Annotated in this window: 14 protein-coding genes; 8 read left to right on the forward strand and 6 right to left on the reverse strand. The window is 60.0% G+C overall.

Annotated features, from left to right (window positions below; genetic code table 11):
• Nucleotides 1–76 precede the first annotated feature (76 nt).
• Entirely contained in the window at nt 77–1,411 is a 1,335-nt protein-coding gene (locus tag DW754_RS02010; protein ID WP_117647422.1) for a uracil-xanthine permease family protein, read from the forward strand.
• A gap of 61 nt (nt 1,412–1,472) precedes the next feature.
• Here DW754_RS02010 and DW754_RS02015 read toward each other — a convergent pair whose 3' ends face one another.
• The 4 genes from DW754_RS02015 to DW754_RS02030 form a co-directional block, all read right to left on the reverse strand.
• Nucleotides 1,473–2,138, reverse strand: a complete 666-nt coding sequence (locus tag DW754_RS02015; RefSeq protein WP_117655640.1) for an alpha/beta hydrolase — start codon at nt 2,136–2,138, stop codon at nt 1,473–1,475.
• Nucleotides 2,139–2,345: 207 nt separating this feature from the next.
• Nucleotides 2,346–4,100 (reverse strand): hypothetical protein, encoded by a 1,755-nt coding sequence (locus DW754_RS02020; protein WP_158561601.1) that lies wholly within the window; start codon nt 4,098–4,100, stop codon nt 2,346–2,348.
• A 271-nt stretch (nt 4,101–4,371) separates the two neighbouring features.
• On the reverse strand, nt 4,372–6,156 hold the full coding sequence (locus tag DW754_RS02025) for a hypothetical protein (RefSeq protein ID WP_117758256.1): 1,785 nt from the start codon (nt 6,154–6,156) through the stop codon (nt 4,372–4,374).
• A gap of 207 nt (nt 6,157–6,363) precedes the next feature.
• Complete coding sequence (locus DW754_RS02030) at nt 6,364–7,677, reverse strand: NCS2 family permease (protein WP_117582871.1); 1,314 nt, start codon at nt 7,675–7,677, stop codon at nt 6,364–6,366.
• A gap of 193 nt (nt 7,678–7,870) precedes the next feature.
• Between DW754_RS02030 and DW754_RS02035 the strand changes: the two genes are divergently transcribed.
• On the forward strand, nt 7,871–8,290 hold the full coding sequence (locus DW754_RS02035; protein WP_117563534.1) for a peptide deformylase: 420 nt from the start codon (nt 7,871–7,873) through the stop codon (nt 8,288–8,290).
• A 131-nt stretch (nt 8,291–8,421) separates the two neighbouring features.
• Nucleotides 8,422–9,387, forward strand: coding sequence for a choloylglycine hydrolase (gene bsh, locus DW754_RS02040; RefSeq protein WP_117758255.1), 966 nt, complete (start codon nt 8,422–8,424; stop codon nt 9,385–9,387).
• 102 nt (nt 9,388–9,489) lie between these two features.
• Here the strand turns inward: bsh and DW754_RS02045 are convergent, their stop codons facing one another.
• A complete protein-coding gene (locus tag DW754_RS02045; RefSeq protein WP_117758254.1) occupies nt 9,490–10,401 on the reverse strand; it encodes a DMT family transporter in 912 nt (303 codons plus the stop codon).
• Nucleotides 10,402–10,519: 118 nt separating this feature from the next.
• Here DW754_RS02045 and DW754_RS02050 point away from each other — a divergent pair, with 118 nt between their 5' ends.
• Nucleotides 10,520–11,377, forward strand: coding sequence for a LysR family transcriptional regulator (locus tag DW754_RS02050; protein WP_233508842.1), 858 nt, complete (start codon nt 10,520–10,522; stop codon nt 11,375–11,377).
• Between the two features lie 202 nt (nt 11,378–11,579).
• On the forward strand, nt 11,580–13,061 hold the full coding sequence (locus tag DW754_RS02055) for an aminotransferase class I/II-fold pyridoxal phosphate-dependent enzyme (RefSeq protein ID WP_117758301.1): 1,482 nt from the start codon (nt 11,580–11,582) through the stop codon (nt 13,059–13,061).
• Between the two features lie 199 nt (nt 13,062–13,260).
• Here DW754_RS02055 and DW754_RS02060 read toward each other — a convergent pair whose 3' ends face one another.
• Nucleotides 13,261–13,671 carry a peptide deformylase gene (locus DW754_RS02060; protein ID WP_117758252.1) on the reverse strand — a complete coding sequence of 137 codons (411 nt, stop codon included), beginning with the start codon at nt 13,669–13,671 and terminating at the stop codon, nt 13,261–13,263.
• A 270-nt stretch (nt 13,672–13,941) separates the two neighbouring features.
• On the opposite strand from DW754_RS02060, the gene DW754_RS02065 reads away from it, so the two are divergent.
• The 3 genes from DW754_RS02065 to DW754_RS02075 all read left to right on the forward strand — a co-directional run bounded on the left by DW754_RS02065 (nt 13,942) and on the right by DW754_RS02075 (nt 15,895).
• Nucleotides 13,942–14,511, forward strand: coding sequence for an MFS transporter (locus tag DW754_RS02065; protein ID WP_117758251.1), 570 nt, complete (start codon nt 13,942–13,944; stop codon nt 14,509–14,511).
• Entirely contained in the window at nt 14,502–14,831 is a 330-nt protein-coding gene (locus DW754_RS02070) for a hypothetical protein (RefSeq protein ID WP_117758250.1), read from the forward strand. Before DW754_RS02065 ends, DW754_RS02070 begins: the two co-directional genes overlap by 10 nt.
• Before the next feature lie 152 nt (nt 14,832–14,983).
• A complete protein-coding gene (locus tag DW754_RS02075) occupies nt 14,984–15,895 on the forward strand; it encodes a hypothetical protein (RefSeq protein WP_117833465.1) in 912 nt (303 codons plus the stop codon).
• Nucleotides 15,896–16,015: the final 120 nt, after the last annotated feature.

The raw sequence follows: 16,015 nt of genomic DNA on the forward strand, positions 1-16,015 counted from the left end.
TACAATGGTTCGGATCGTATCGTTCGGGCAGGTAATCCGATATGCCCGAGCGCCCTTCCATTATGAAAGGACATCCATGTCCCAATCCTCGACGCCCGCCGTCGCCGATGCCATCTACGATGCGTCGTCGCTCGGTCGCCCGCGCATGTTCCTACTCGGTCTGCAGCATCTATTCGCGATGTTCGGTGCCACGGTGCTCGTACCCGTGCTCACCGGTCTCTCGGTGTCGGCGACCCTTTTGTTTGCCGGCCTGGGCACGCTGCTCTTCCACTTCCTATCGCGCGGCAAGGTGCCAGCGTTTTTGGGATCTTCGTTTGCCTTTATCGCGGGCTATGCCGCCATCGCGCCCAACGGCGAGGCCGAGCTTTTGCCCTACGCCTGCCTAGGTGTAGCCTGTGCCGGCCTGCTCTATCCGGTGCTGGCGGCCCTGTTTCGCGCGTTTGGTGCCAAGCGCGTTATGCGCTTCTTCCCGCCGGTAGTGACTGGCCCCATCGTCATTTCCATCGGCCTGATCTTGGCAAGCTCTGCCATCGCCAACTGCCAGACCAATTGGCTTGTTGCCGTTGTCGCTGTGGCGGTGATCGTCATCTGCAACATCTGGGGCCGTGGCATGGTCAAGATCGTGCCGATTCTGCTGGGCGTTGTGGTGAGCTATGCCGTTGCGACTGCGCTCGGCGAGGTTGATTTCTCGGGCGTCGCAGCCGCTCCCTGGGTTGGCTTGCCCGTCGTGTGGGATAACACCGTGTTTGCGCTCTTTGGCCCGCAGTTCGATAGCGGTCTTGCCACGACGGCCATCATCACCATTATGCCGCTGGCCTTTGCGACCATGATCGAGCATATCGGTGACATCTCGGCTATCGGCTCCACTTGCGAGCGTAACTACATCGCCGATCCTGGCCTGCATCGCACGCTGCTTGGCGACGGCCTGGCGACCATTCTCGCATCGCTCTTTGGCGCTCCGGCTAACACCACCTATGGCGAGAACACCGGTGTGCTTGCCCTAACGCGTGTGTTTGACCCGCGCGTGATTCGCATTGCCGCATGTTGTGCCATTGCGCTCTCGTTCTGCCCCAAGTTCGCGGCTGTCATTGCGGCCATGCCGGCGTGTGTAATCGGCGGCGTGTCGCTCGTGCTCTATGGCATGATCAGCGCCGTGGGCGTCCGCAACCTCATCGAGAACCAGGTCGATTTCCAAAACAACCGCAACGTGCTGGTGGCCGCCCTGGTGCTCGTGCTTTCGCTCGGCATTGCGTACAGCACCGCCGGCGCCATCGTGCTTGAGCTGGGCGGCGTGACGATTTCGCTTTCCGGCCTTGCCGTGGGCTCGCTGGTGGGCATCGTGCTCAACGCCATCCTGCCGGGTAACGACTTTGAGTTTGACGTCTCCGAGCTTGAGGAGGCTGCTGAGTAACAACTGCGTCCAGCTAAAACAAGATATGGTGCCCATGCGTATATGCGCGTGGGCACCATTTTTAATGCGTCAGTATCCAGTGGATGCCGCGGGCCATGCGCAAGTCGGTCTGGGAAAAGTGATTGCCGGGGTTGAGCTCCAGCGTCGTGGGAATACCACGTTCGCCGAGCAGCTTTTCCATTGCGCGCGTATCGTCGAGTACGTGCCGCATCATGCGGTTGGGAGTCTTGGTCTCCTTTTTACCGAGCGACAGATAGACAGCCTGCGGGCTGCCGGCAAATGGCGCCGTGCTGGCGCGATCGACAAAGTCGGGAAACCATAGCGACCCCGATGCGCTCGCGGCGCGGTCAAATGCGTCGGTTTGCCAGAGGGACCAGAGTGCGAAGAGGCCCGCGAGCGAGTAACCGGCAATGCCACGCCAGGTGGGCGGCTGAGGAAGCGATGACTCGACCTGGGGGATTATCTGATTCAGCAGCTCATCAAGAAAACCGGCAGCTTGGCCGCCGAAAGGCTCGGCATCGCGTACGGTCCCGTCGCATGCCCAGGGGCTCAGCTCGCGATTCCAATCGAGCCCGCCAATGGTGACGAGGGCGAATGGCGGACAGTCGAGCTCTCGGCAACACTTATAAACCTCGCTGCCGTCGCCCACGACCACAGGAAGGTAGATGACAGGCGCGCTTTCCGTATGATTCGAATAAACGGTTATCTGCTTTTGATGCGCTTCCATGACGGGCTTCTCTCAGTGTTGTGATATCGGCAGCCCCAATTGTCGCACGCCAGCGTATGCCGGTTGGGCTAGACCAAAGACAATCTCGTGCATCCCCTGCGGACGCATATGGAAAACGCCACCGCCGGAGGGGAGCTCGGCGGTGGCGTTGTTAAACGGTGCTGGGGCTCGGGGCCTTCGCGGGAGCTGCCATGTGCGCAGAGGCGTCTAAGAGCGCTTACGGCTCGCCATGGTGCCTGCGGCGATAGCGGCTGTTCCCGCAAGGACGGTTGCCACGATGGCCGCACCCGAGGTGTCGCCGGTCGCCGCGAGCACGCCGGTAGTCTTGGCTTTCGTGGTTGAAGCCGCAACGGCCTTGGTCGGCTTTGAGCCCTCAGGCTTGGGGTTCTGCTTGGTCTCGTCGGGCTTGGGGTCTTCCGGCTTGGCTACCTCGGGAGGTGCGATGGTCGTGCTTTTGGCGACTGCTTTGATATAGAGGGAGTCGACCGTGGCGTCGCCCGTGCCGATGGCTTGGCCTGCTTCGTAGATGCCGTCACGGAGCTTGCGATAGTCAATGACCTTGCCGCCTTCGGGCGTCTGGATGGCGGCGTTCTCAATCTTGATGGTGCCGATTGTCTTGCCGTCAGCGCTCATGGCACGGGCAAAGATTGCCGCTGTATCTCCTTCGACCGTTACCTTGCTGCGGATGATCGAGATGACTGCGGGTGTGACGCCCTCGCTGGTCTGGGCGATGATGCCGATGTTCTCGCCTTGGGGTTCGCGCCTCGTCTCGCCATCTTGGTTTTCGCTGTAGGGGATGGGGCCGTCGCCGTTCTCGACATAGCGGGCTATGGCCTTGACAACGGAGTCGCTGATGTAGATGTGGCCACCCTTCTCGTTGGGTCGATCGTTTCTGGTGGAGAATGCAGCCGAAACCTCGCCTTCCGCAAACGCGTCCACGGTGGAGCCGTTCTTGACGACGATGTCGTCCTGGTAGGTGAAGAGGGCGATGGCGCCACCGTATCTGCCTTTACTTGCACGGACCGTCACGTTTGCATGATCGAGGGTGATGCCCTTGTGGGCATAGACGCCATATTCAACACCGTTTACGTTGAGGGAGGCGTTTGTGGCTGCGAGGCTGCCCTTGGCCTCGATGGCAGCGTCTTTCTCGGAGCTTGCCTTGACCTGGCTGCCGTCCGAGATGTTGATATTGCCGCCGCTCCAAAGGGCCTCACCATCGGCTGAGCTTGCCTCGACTGCCCCGCCACCCTTTATGGTGAGGTTCTTGTCGGTTCCAATACCCTTGTCCTTGGTAGCCCTGGCGGTGACGGCTCCGCTGTCGTCAATCGTGATATTGCCGTTTGCCCTGATGCCATCCGATGCGCCCGTGGCGTTGACGTTGCCCGAACCTTTGATAGCGAGATCACCCCCGGCATTGATGGCATCAAACCCAGTGCTCGTGGCGTTGACGGATCCGGCTCCGTCGATTTTGATATTACCCGTGGAGAGGATAGCGTCCTCAGTAGATGTCACGCTGAGCGTGCCGCCCTCGTCGCCTTGGATATTGAGCTCGGCATTCTCGTTAGTGCCATGAGAAACGTTGATGCTTTCGATCCATTCGGCAGTGACGATGTTGGTTCCCGAGTAATTCACGTTGAGCTTGCCTGCGGCCTGGATCTCGCCGCCGTTATAGTTGCTGAGCTTCAAGTCGTCGGCGCCGTCCCACGACCAGGTACCGGCCTCGTCGCTCGCCGCGGTGTTGTACTTGTTGCCGCCGACCTTGACCCATTCCGCTGCGAGCGAGACGCTCGGCATGAGCAGCGAGCTTACCGTGAGCGCGCATACGGCTCCCACGACGATGCGGCGCGTCACGCGGCGCCAGCTGCCGTGCGCGAGTCCTATGCGACGGCGAACGTCGGGTTCGGCAACATGGGTTCCGGCGGTAGTGTCATTGCGTTTGGGGGTCGTGAACAAGGCTGCCATGGTTGCTCCCGTTCTCATAGGGCCTATACGACTAGATTCAGCGTATCTGCTGGATGTTGCCGGCGGTAGTGCCGTATGGAGGGCAAAATGGCCAAAATGGGGGAGAAATAGGCCGCACGCCGGTGCAGGGACCGGCGCTAAAAGAAAAGCGCGGGGCCGCATGGCGACTCCGCGCTTTATTGTTCAGCTTTTGTAGCCTTGCCCTTACGCTACGAAGAAGTAGACGAGGAAGGCAAGGGCCGCGATGCACCCGTCCTGTGCGAAAAAGTGTTTACGAGCGTTTGCGACTCGCCAGGGCGCCTGTGACGATGGTGGCCGTTCCTGCAAGGGCGGTCGCTATGATGGCCGCGCTCGAGGTGTCGCCGGTTGCTGCGAGTTTGCCGGCGATCTTGGCTCCCGTGGCTGCAACTGCAACGGTCTTGGTCGTCTTTGCGCCCTCGGGCTTGGAACCCTCGGGCTTGGTCTCGCCGGACTTTTCCTCGGGTTTGATCTTCTCGGGAGGTACGGTGAGCGTGCTCTTGGCGACAGCGGCGTCATAGGGAGAGTCGATCACGTCGTCGCCCGTGCCGATGGTTTGACCCGCCTCGCAGAGGATGCCGCCGCTGAGTTCTTCCTTGTTGCGATAGTTAATGATCTTGCCGCCTGCGGGCGCCTGGATGGGAGCGCCTTCGATCTCGATGGTGCCGATCGCCTTGCCATCCTCGCTTATGGCAAGAGCGAAGATTGCCGCCGTGTCTCCCTCGGCCGTGAGCTTGCTGCGGACGATCGAGATACTCGCGGGCGTGATGCCCTCGTAGGTCTGGGCGAAGATACCGATGTTCAGACCCCTAGGCTCAGGGATGACCTCGCCGCTTTGGTCGTTGCTGTAGTGATCGGGGCCATCGCCACCGGTCTCGACATAGCGGGCCATAGCCTTAACAACGGAGTCGCTGATGTAGATGTGGCCGCCAGCGACGTTTGGCTGGTGGTTTCTGGTAGAGATTGCAACCGAGAATTTGCCTTCTGCGAACGCGTCCACGATGGAACCATTCTTGATGACGATGTCGTCCCCATCAGTGATGAGGGCGATGGCCTGGCCGCCGCTCGCGCTTGTGCGGACCGTCACGGTCGCATGATCGAGCGTAACGCCCTTGTAGGCATAGACACCATATTCAACACCGCTTGCGTCAAGGGAGGCGTTCGTGACCGCGAGACTACCCTCAGCGTCGACGGCAAGATCTCCCTGGGAGCTTGCCTTGACCTGGCTGCCGCCCGAGATGTCGATGTTGCCGTCAGCCCAAATCGCCGCTTCTTCTATCGAGCTTGCTTCTACCTTGCCACCGCCTTTGATGATCAGGTCACTGCCCGCGGCGACGCCGTAACCTTCGCCTCCTTTAGCGATCACTGTGCCAGAGGAATCGATGGTGGTCTTGCCCTTGGATTGGATGCCTTCGGTACCGCCCGTTGCATTCACGGTGCCCGAGCCCGTGATAGAGAGATCGCCCTTTGCCTCAATTCCGTCGGAAGCAGTGCTTGTGGTGTTCACAGTGCCTGGGCCAGAAATGGAGAGGTCGCCTGTTGATTTAATTGCATCGGCCTCGGCTGTCACATTGAGCTCATCCGTGCTATTCGAGCTCGTTATGTTCAACTCTGCTTTCTGGCTAGTGCCGTCCTGCGCCTTGATGGCGGCTCCGGTGTAATCAGGCTCGGTTTTCACGGTGTTCTTGCCCTCATAGACAATGTTGAGCTTGCCTGCAGCCTTGATCTCACCGCCGTTATAGTTGATGAGCTTCATGTCGTCGGCGCCGTCCCAGCTCCAGGTGCCGGCGCCGTCGCCCGCCGCAGTGCCGGCGTTGTACTGGGTGCCGCCAACATCAATCCACTCGGCCGCGAGCGAGATGCTCGGCATGAGCAGCGAGCTCACCGTGAGCGCGCACACGGCGCCCGCAACGATGCGGCGCGTCACGCGGCGCCAGCTGCCGTGCGCGAGCAGTGCGCGACGGTGCACGTCGGGCTCGACAAAATGGGCTCCTGAGGTTTTGTCATTGCGCTTGGGGGTCGTGAACAAGGCGGCCATGGTTACTCCCATCCTCATAGGGCCTATGCGGTTATATCCAGCATATCTGCAGGATGTAGCCGTCGGTAGTGCCGTTTGGAGGGCAAAATGTCCAAAACTTGGGAAGCAATACATCGCGCGCCCGCGCGGTGCCTGGCTTTAAAAGCAAAGCGCGGAGCCGCTCGATGCGACTCCGCGCTTTGGTGTTTGGTATTGTGAATCTTGCCCTTACGCTACAAAGAAGTAGACGAGGAAGGCGAGGGCTGCAATCCACATGAGCGGCTTGATCTTGGAGGCCTCGCCCTTAAAGAGCGCGACGATCACGTAGGCGATAAAGCCCAGGCCAATGCCGGCGGAGATGGAGTAGGTGAAGGGCACGCCGGCGACAATCATGAACGCCGGGAAGCCCTGCGACACGTCGGACCAGTCGATCTCGGAGGCCTCGCTCATCATGAGGTAGCCGACATAGACCAGGGCACCGCAGGTGGCGGCACTGGAAACGATGGTGACGATGGGGGAGAAGAACGCGGCGAGAATGAACAGCACGCCGGTGGTGACGGAGGTGAGGCCCGTGCGACCACCGTCGGCGGCGCCGGAAGTGGACTCGACGAAGGTGGTGATGGAGGAGACGCCCATAAAGCCACCGGCAGCGGCGGCCACGGAGTCAACAACCAGGATGGGGCGGATGTCCTCGACATTGCCGTCCTCGGTCAGGAACTCGCCCTGCTTGGCGACGGCCATCGCGGTGCCCATGGTGTCGAAGAAGTCGCTCATGAGCAGCGAGAAGGCCACGACGAGCAGCATCGGGTCGGTCAGAACCTTCACGATAGCCATGTTGCCGTCGGCGGTGCTGGCAAACGGGGCGCCGAAGGTCGAGAAATCGAGCGGGGCGATGAGGCCCTCGGGGGCGTGGGTGACGCCCAGCGGGATGCCGGCGATAACGGCGACGATGATACCGATGAGCAGCGAGCCCGGCACGTTGCGGGAGGCCAGGGCAACCGTCACGACGATGGAGATGATGCCGACGATAAAGGTGGGGGAGGTGATGTCGCCCAGACCGACGAGTGTGCCGGCGCCAGCGGTGATAATGCCGGCGTCGCACAGGCCGATCATGGCGATAAACAGGCCCAGACCCACCGAGATGGCGTGGCGCAGGACCACGGGGATGGCGTCCATGATGGCCTCGCGCAGGCCGCAAAGGACGAGCAGCAAGATGACGATACCCTCGAGGAAGATAACGCTCATGGCGACGTGCCAGTCACCGCCGCACATGGTGGTGGTGATGCCCGCGATCATGGCGTTGATGCCCAGGCCTGAAGCGCAGGCGAGCGGGCGGTTTGCGAAGATGCCCATGCAGATGGTCATGATGCCGGCGCCCAGGCAGGTGGCGCAGGCGAGCGCTCCCGCATCAATGCCAGCGCCCGAGAGCACTGCGGGGTTGACGGCGATGATGTAGGCCATCGCCAGGAATGTTGTCAGTCCAGCGCGAAGTTCGGTCCCGATTGTGGACTTGCGCTCACTGACGTGAAAAAGTTCGTCCATGCATACCCTTTCCTTGTTCGGCCCCGAGTTTAGGCCGATTGACACGAACTCATTTACTATATCGCCTTTACAACCTTGCTGTTCCTCGCATGTTGATGTTCGGCGCTTTGTAACAGACGGACGGTATTTATCGCATGAAAATGTGTGGGTACCGTATACTTAAGCGGTTACAACGACCCCTATGGAGGAACGTATGATTAAAGAGCTTTGCCACGACGAGGCTATCCTGTCCCAGCGTTGCGAGGTTGCGACCGTCGAGGACGAGTCGGTTGCTCAGGACCTGATCGATACCATCAAGTCGCTCGATGATGCCGGCTGCTTGGCCGCCAACCAGATCGGCGTTACCAAGAAGGTCTGCGTCTACCTGGACGACGCCGGCGAGCCCCACGTGCTCTACAACCCCCGTCTGGTGTTTGGCCTGGGCGCCAGCAAGATGGAGGAGAGCTGCCTGACGCACGAGGAGGTCACCAAGTCCACGCGCTATATCAAGTGCAAGGTTGCCTTTGACCAGATCGTCGATGGCAAGATGCGCGAGCGCAAGCAGGACTTTGTGGGCTTCGAGGCGCAGATGGTCCAGCATATGATCGACCACTGTCTTGGAAAGTTGGTCTAAGGGGACCAAAGCACCGCACTTCGTCTCTTTTGGTCCGGGCGTGACATTGTTGTCATGTCCGGGCTTTTGTGTTTAGCGCCTTTTTGTTTGGTGACAATAACCTTAGCAGGACCGTAAAGCTAGGAGGCGCTATGTGCACGAGCATTCGATTTACCGATAATTCTGGCCACATGTATCTGGGCCGCAACCTCGACTGGAGCTTTGACTACGGCCAACAGGTTCGCGTGATGCCGCGCGGGTTCCACATTCCGTATTCGTTTATCGACGATGCGTCGGCGGCACACGCGGTAATCGGCATGTGCATCGATTACAAGAACTATCCCATGTTTTTCGACTGTGGTAACGATGCGGGTCTGGCTGTGGCGGGGCTCAACTTTCCCGGCTATGCCGAGTATGCCGAGGGCCCTGTCGACGGCAAGAACAATATCGCGGCCTATGAGTTTCCCCTGTGGGTGGCAGCGACGTTCTCGACGGTCGATGAGGTCGAGGCCGCGCTGCGCGACACGGTGATTGTCGCCAAATCTGCCGGAGAGGGGCTGGGCGTGTCGCTGCTCCATTGGATTATCGGCGACAGCCAGCGCAGCATCGTGGTCGAGATGATGGCTGACGGCCTGCATGTATACGACGATCCGGTCGACACCCTTGCCAACCAGCCGACCTTCCCGTGGCACATGGAAAACCTGCGCACCTATATCACCGCCACAAGCGATTTTCCGCAGACGGCGACATGGCGTGGCGCCGAGCTTAAGCCCTATGGAGCCGGTGCCGGCATGCGCGGCATTCCGGGCGATTGCTATTCGCCGAGCCGTTTTGTAAAGGCGGCGTACCTCAATGCCAATTACCCGCAAAAGGAGAGCGAGACCGAAAACGTCGTTCGCATGTTCCGCTCGCTCGAGGGCGTGGTGATGATTGAGGGGGCGTCCAGGATGGGCGATGGCAAGTTCGAGAAGACTATCTATACCGGATGCTTTAGCGCGCGCACGGGCAATTATTACTACGCGATGTATGGGGATCCGTCGATTCGTTACGTGAGCCTGATGGATGCCGAGGGCGCGAGCCCCGATAGGCTCGTGGTTCCCGAGCTGCGTCGTTCGTAGCCCATAGCTTTACTGCAGTGCAAAGCGCCCCTGCATCTCCTGTGAGGTGCAGGGGCGCTGCGACCTGGGCTTTATCCCGCATGCGCCCCGAGAAAATGTCCCTTAAGCGCGTGCTGCCTGGGCGATACCGGCCTTGGTGCTTGCGCGTTTGCCGGCGAGTTCGCAAAAGACCGCGCCGCCGATGATGAGCGCGGCGCCCATGAGGCGGATTGGCGTCATGGTCTCGCCCAAAAGGACGGCGGAGAACACGACTGCCGAAAGCGGCTCGAGGTAGCCGACAACCGCGACGGTCTGCACGGGCAGCTTGGCGACAGCACTAAAGTAGAGCAGGCAGCCGATGCCGGTGTTGACGACGCCGAGCATGGCGACGGCGCGCCAATCGATGCCGGCGGCAATGCTGGGGGAGAGGAACGAGGGGGCGCCCTGCGTGAGGAGCGTAAGGACCAGCGCGGTCATAAAGGCGGCGCTCACCTGGAGCGCGGAGTTTTCGAGGCCTTCGACGTGTGGCGCACCCTTGCTAGCGATGACCATCAACGCGTAGCAGAAGGCCGAGGCGATGCCGCAAGCGATACCCGCAATGGGCATATTGCCGCCTAGACCTTGTGCCGCAATGAGAAAGGCGCCGCAGGCAACGGCGATAAACCCGGCGATTTTGCCGCCGGTCAGCTTTTCGCCAAAAATGAGCGGGGAGAGGGCCATAACGATGATGGGGCCGCAGTAATACAACAGCGAGGAGATGCCAACACCGATCGTCTGATAGGCGCGGAACAGGAAAATCCAGCTGGCGCCCAGCGCGGCGCCCGAGACGATGAGCGCTGCGGCCTCACGGGGGCGAGACGGAGCCTGCAGGTTATGGCGCTTGGTTATGAAGAGGATGGCGGCAAGGGTGAGAGCGCCCAAAAACGTGCGCAGGAGCACGATATCGGAGCTCGGCAGCGCGATGGCAGCGGCGATGATGCCATTGGAGCCAAACAATAGCAATGCTGCTAAGTACGTAAACAGTCCGTTGTTCATGCGCTGACATCCCCTATATATCCGAACATGTTCACTATGGGTGAACTGGCTTTAGAAGAAAAGCGAATATAATGCATGGAAAACATGACAAAAACTCATGCAAGGGTGGGGGTGTACCGTGGAGACCAATATCCAAAAGATGCAAGTGCTGCTCGAGACGGTGCGTGCCGGCAGCTTTACGCGTGCTGCAGAGCGCCTGAGCTATTCGCAATCGGGCGTGAGCCGCATGGTGGCCGACCTCGAGGCCGACTGGGGCTTTAAGGTGCTCGACCGCAGCCGCGAGGGCGTGACGCTTTCTGCCGACGGGCGGCAGGTCATGCCGGCTGTCGAGGCGCTCTGCGAGGAATTCATTCGCTTGCAGCGGCGTGTGGATGAGATGCGTGGGCTCATGCGTGGCAAAATCTGCATCGGTACGTTTTCGAGCGTGGCGACCCACGTGCTGCCGCCGGTGATCGCGCGTTTTCGCGCCGATTATCCAGACGTCGATTACGAGTTACTGATGGGCGACTATTCAGAGATTGAACAATGGGTGGCGCAGGGCCGCTGCGATCTGGGCTTTATCCCGCATGAGTCCCGAGAAAATGGCATGACATCGCGATCTCTGGTGCGCGACGAGTTGATGGCGGTGGTGCCGACAGACTCTCTGCTTGCTAGTGAGGGGGCCGTCTCGCTTGCCGACTTGGCCAACGAGCAGTTTATTCTGCTGGAACGCGGCACCGATGACGAGATTACGCCGCTGTTCCGTCGGGCGGGGCTGACGGTGCGCTCAAAACTGTCGACCTGGGATGACTATGCGATTATGGCCATGGTCGAGGACGGCTTGGGCGTGAGCATCCTTCCGGCGCTCATCTCGCGGCGCTGCCAGTTCAATGTCGCCATTCGTCCGCTCGAGGGACGTCCCCATCGGCAGATTAACGCCATATATCGAACGGCCGACGTTTCGCTTGCCGCCGCTCGTTTTCTCGAATATCTCTAGGCGAGCGCATACCGTTGTCGCTTTGGGATAAATCTCGAGGTGTGGTTCGCTTTATTATTGAAATTGAACTTTTCGAAAGAGCACGGCGCTATACTGCTTGCTAAATTGAACCTTGGTTCAATTCGTGTTCTATAAATTGAACTTTGCCAGCAAGGAGGTTCCTGTGGCCCAAGAGACGTTTAGCGATCGCCTGCGACAGGCTATGTCCGATCGCGACGTTCGCCAGTCGGACGTGATCCGCGCATCGGAGATGCTCGGCAAAAAACTCGGCAAGAGTCAGATGAGCCAATATGTGAGCGGCAAGACGATCCCGCGGCGTGATGTGGCAGAGCTGCTCGCCCGTATTTTGGAGGTCGATGTTACCTGGCTGCTCGCCGGTGACGCCGATCAAGGCGAGACATCATCGCCCCGCAACGTTTCCAAGCCCGAACTCAATCCCTCAGCCCAAATTGCAAGGAGCGTCCCCATGCGTACTTTTTCTAAATCCACCAAACTCGACAACGTCCTCTACGACGTCCGCGGCCCCGTCGTCGATGAAGCCGCCCGTATGGAGGACGAAGGCGAGCGCATCCTCAAGCTCAACATCGGCAACCCTGCGCCCTTTGGTTTTCGCACGCCCGATGAGGTCATTAAGGATATGCGCCAGCAGCTGCCCGACTGCGAAGGCTATTCCAACTCGCGCGGACTGTTCTCCGCGCGCAAGGCGATCATGCAGTACTCGCAGATCAAGGGCCTGCCCAATGTTCAGATGGAGCACATCTACACGGGCAACGGCGTGTCCGAACTCATTCAGCTTTCGATGAACGCACTGCTCGACAATGGCGACGAGATTCTGATCCCCAGCCCCGACTATCCGCTCTGGACGGCGTGCGCAACCCTTGCCGGCGGTCATCCCGTTCACTATCTGTGTGATGAGCAAGCGGATTGGTATCCCGATCTGGAGGATATGGAGTCCAAGATCACGAGCGCGACCAAGGCCCTCGTCATTATCAACCCCAACAACCCCACGGGTTCCGTCTATCCGCGCGAGGTGCTCGAGGGTATCGTCGAGGTTGCACGCAGGCATCAGCTGATGATCTTTGCTGATGAGATCTACGACCGCCTGTGCATGGACGGCTACGAGCACGTCTCGATTGCCTCGCTCGCTCCCGACCTGCCCTGCGTCACCTTTAGCGGCCTTTCCAAGTCGCACATGATTGCGGGCTATCGTATTGGCTGGATGGTGCTTTCGGGCAACCAGCGCTGCATGAGCGACTTTATTATGGGCATCAACATGCTCTCGAACATGCGCCTGTGCTCCAACGTGCCGGCTCAGTCAATCGTCCAGACGGCACTCGGTGGACACCAGTCCGTCAACGACTACATCCGTCCCGGCGGCCGTGTCTACGAGCAGCGCAACTTTGTGTATGAGGCGCTCAACAAGATTGACGGCATCTCGGTGGTCAAGCCGCGTGCGGCGTTCTATATCTTCCCCAAGATGGATGTCAAGAAATTCAACATCACCGATGACGAGCAGTTTGCCCTTGACCTGCTACACGAGAAGAAGATCCTGATCACCCGCGGCGGCGGCTTTAACTGGGCCGAGCCCGACCACTTCCGCATCGTGTACCTGCCGCGCATGGAAGTGCTCAAGGAGTCCCTCGAAGACTTGGCTGACTTCTTCGATCACTATCGCCAGTCGTAGGGGATTAGATATGTGCCGCCGCGAGAACTGAAGCGTCGCAGGATAGGCAAACGACAGCGAGCGAGCCGCATTTGCGCCAAGGTGACGTGAAGCGAAAGGGCGCTGACCTTTTGGTCGCGCCCTTGAAGCTGAACGTCAGATTGGTGTGAATGCGGCTCGCGCAGCGTCAAGCGGTCCGCCGTTCGGTAGAACGGCGGAACTATACAACGATTCCGCAACAGTGGTCGATTTCGTGTTGGATGATCTCGGCGGTGTAGCCCGAGAAGTTCTTGATGCGGTGGACGAAGTTCTCGTCCAAATACTCCACCTTAATGCGACGGTAGCGGGTACAGGGGCGCTCGCCGATCAACGAGAGGCATCCTTCGCTCGTCTGATAGGCATTGACCTGCTCAAGAATTTGAGGGTTGTACATCAGCAGCGCCCTGTTGCCGTCCTTTACGCAGATGATGCGTTTGCGCACGCCGATCATGTTGGCGGCGAGGCCAACGCACTCGTGCTCATGCTCGAGGAGCGTATCCAGGAGGTCCTGCCCGGTCGCGGCATCATCGGGCCCTGCGTCTTCGGAGGGCAGGCGCAAAAAGAACTCGGATTTCATGATGGGCTTAATCATGGCGGGCTCCTCATGTCTCATGCTTTCGTGGACTTTTGATAATAGCGCGGAAGGAAAGCTGTGCGTCTGCGTTACAATCTTTCGACGTTGGACCATGTTGCCAAACTCGTCGCGTGCGGCGTCTGGCGTAAGTCTAGGGCTCATCCTCGCCCTGGACTGTTCCTCTGGGGCGATACGACTGTCGTTCCAAGAGGAAGGAAATGCAAGGGGAGCAAATCTCAGCAACAAGTTAGGGCAACGCCATCGGGCACTTCGGCGTTTCTCATCGTTATGTATATCGCAGCCTTTGTTGCCGCGTTTAACGAGAACATCATTAACGTGGCGCTGCACGACATTATGGCGGCCTTTTCGGTGAGTGCCACCACGGCGCAGTGGCTTGTTTCGGGCTACATGATCGTGACGTCGATCTTTACGGCCATCATGGCCTTTCTGTCTGGTTGTTTTTCGACGCGTAAGCTGCTGTTTTTCGCATGTGGATGCCTGGTCGCCGGAGAAGTCCTGTGCTTGGTCGCCCCAACGTTTACCGTCTTGCTGCCAAGTCGCATTTTGCAGGCTGCGGGATCGGGCATCTTGTTTCCGCTCATGATGAACGTGGTGCTGTCTTGCGCCCCGCGTGAGAAGCTCGGTCTGTACCTGAGTCTGGGCGGTGCCTGCATTACGCTAGGGCCGGCGTTTGGACCCGTGATCAGCGGTCTTATGTGCACGTTGTTTGGCTGGAGGGCGGTGTTCGTAGTGCCGCTGGTGGGCGGTGTCGTGGTCGCCGCGGCGGCAGCAAAGCTCGTTCGAAATGTTGGAGAGCGCTCGAACACTAAGCTTGAATTGGTATTGTCGTGGCGCTGACTGTTGTGGTGTATGCCGGTGTCGGTTTGGTGCTGAGCCCCTCGCAGACGGCCGGCCTGGAGACGTCGCCCGCCGCTGAGCATCCTCACGGAACGGCATTGCTCAACACGTGGAACATGATTGCCGCGTCGTTTGGCCCGTCCCTGTTTATCGGCCTGCTCTCGAGTTCTTCGGCGGTTGCCGGCGCCACTGGCGTTGCGGCGGACGTTGCCCAGGCGATTGGATTTGCAGCCGCCGTGCGCGTAGCGGCCGTGATTGCCGTTGTCGGGTTCGCGGTGTCGCTGGTGTACGCTCGCCGCGAGTCGCACATGTCGCATTAATGTGTGCACATAGATTCTGCAGCTAGATTGGATGGCGACACCATAAACTAATGGACGTTTTGCCGAGAGGCATGAATGTATAAAGCGCAAAGAGTGCGCGACGGGCCCCGCGAATGGGGCGATGATGCCCGAGAGGGCCAAGAAGGAGTCTCATGTCTGAGAACGAAGAGATCATGAACGAGACCGAGAACGAGACCATGGCTGCCGAGGTCGAGGCAGTCGAGACCGTGGAGACCGAAGCTGCCGAGGTTGAGGCTGCTGACGAGGTTTCCGCCGAGGAGGAGGCCGAGGTTGTCGAGGCCGCCGCTGATTACGATGACGAAGAGCTGATGGACAAGATGCAGAAGGCCGCCCGCCTGCTGCGCAGCCGTCGCTTTGCTATTTCCAAGGAGGAGGAGGCCAAGGCTGAGCGCATGGCGAACATCGAGCGCGCCATCAAGCTTCTTGACCTCAAGCCCAAGATGGAGCAGAAGGAGATGTCCGACCTGCTGGGCATGCGCCTTCGTGAGCTCGATGGCCTGATGGCCGAGGCCGAGGCTGCCGATCTGGTCGGCCGCATCGACGACGCCGAGGGCGATATGCGCAAGATCGTCGTCTTCGCTGCCGAGGATGCCGCCGAGGGCCTGGTCGAGCTTGCCAACAAGAAGGAGAAGCTCCTGCCCGAGCTTTCTTACGAGGAGGCCACCGAGTTGATGGCCGCTCTCGATAAGGTTATCGCTCCGCTCGTCGCCATGGGCCTGGACGAGGACCGCGGTCCTCGCGGTGGCCGTGACGATCGCGGTGGCCGTGGCGGCGACCGTGGTGGCCGCGGTGGCTTTGGCGATCGCGGTGGCCGCGGCGGTGACCGTGGCGGTCGCGGTGGCGATCGTGGCGGCCGTGGCGGCTTTGGTGACCGTGGCGGCGACCGTGGCGGTCGCGGCGGCTTTGGCGGCAACCGTGGTGGCTATGGCGACCGCGGTGGCAACCGTGGCGGCTTCGGCGGCAACCGTGGCGGCGACCGCGGCGGTCGCGGTGGTGATCGCGGCGGCCGCAACGGTGGCGGCTTCCGCGGCAACCGCTTCTAATTGGGTTGCGCGGTTTTACCAAACCGCGCAACTGCTCGACGCTGCGCGCCCACCAGAGCGACAACTTGTCATTCAAAGAGGACGGCATGACCAGAAGGTCTATGCCGTCCTCTTTTCATG

This window comes from Collinsella sp. AM29-10AC, assembly GCF_003469085.1.
In the GTDB taxonomy this organism is placed as follows: Bacteria; Actinomycetota; Coriobacteriia; order Coriobacteriales; family Coriobacteriaceae; genus Collinsella.

Excerpts from the sequence above, each read along its gene's own strand:
- DW754_RS02010 (WP_117647422.1), top strand. The coding sequence starts at position 77 with ATGTCCCAATCCTCGACGCCCGCCGTCGCCGATGCCATCTACGATGCG.
- bsh (WP_117758255.1), top strand. The coding sequence starts at position 8,422 with ATGTGCACGAGCATTCGATTTACCGATAATTCTGGCCACATGTATCTG.
- DW754_RS02075 (WP_117833465.1), top strand. The coding sequence starts at position 14,984 with ATGTCTGAGAACGAAGAGATCATGAACGAGACCGAGAACGAGACCATG.
- DW754_RS02015 (WP_117655640.1), bottom strand. The coding sequence starts at position 2,138 with ATGGAAGCGCATCAAAAGCAGATAACCGTTTATTCGAATCATACGGAA.
- DW754_RS02025 (WP_117758256.1), bottom strand. The coding sequence starts at position 6,156 with ATGGCCGCCTTGTTCACGACCCCCAAGCGCAATGACAAAACCTCAGGA.
- DW754_RS02060 (WP_117758252.1), bottom strand. The coding sequence starts at position 13,671 with ATGATTAAGCCCATCATGAAATCCGAGTTCTTTTTGCGCCTGCCCTCC.
- DW754_RS02030 (WP_117582871.1), bottom strand. The coding sequence starts at position 7,677 with ATGGACGAACTTTTTCACGTCAGTGAGCGCAAGTCCACAATCGGGACC.
- DW754_RS02035 (WP_117563534.1), top strand. The coding sequence starts at position 7,871 with ATGATTAAAGAGCTTTGCCACGACGAGGCTATCCTGTCCCAGCGTTGC.
- DW754_RS02055 (WP_117758301.1), top strand. The coding sequence starts at position 11,580 with ATGTCCGATCGCGACGTTCGCCAGTCGGACGTGATCCGCGCATCGGAG.
- DW754_RS02045 (WP_117758254.1), bottom strand. The coding sequence starts at position 10,401 with ATGAACAACGGACTGTTTACGTACTTAGCAGCATTGCTATTGTTTGGC.
- DW754_RS02020 (WP_158561601.1), bottom strand. The coding sequence starts at position 4,100 with ATGGCAGCCTTGTTCACGACCCCCAAACGCAATGACACTACCGCCGGA.
- DW754_RS02065 (WP_117758251.1), top strand. The coding sequence starts at position 13,942 with ATGTATATCGCAGCCTTTGTTGCCGCGTTTAACGAGAACATCATTAAC.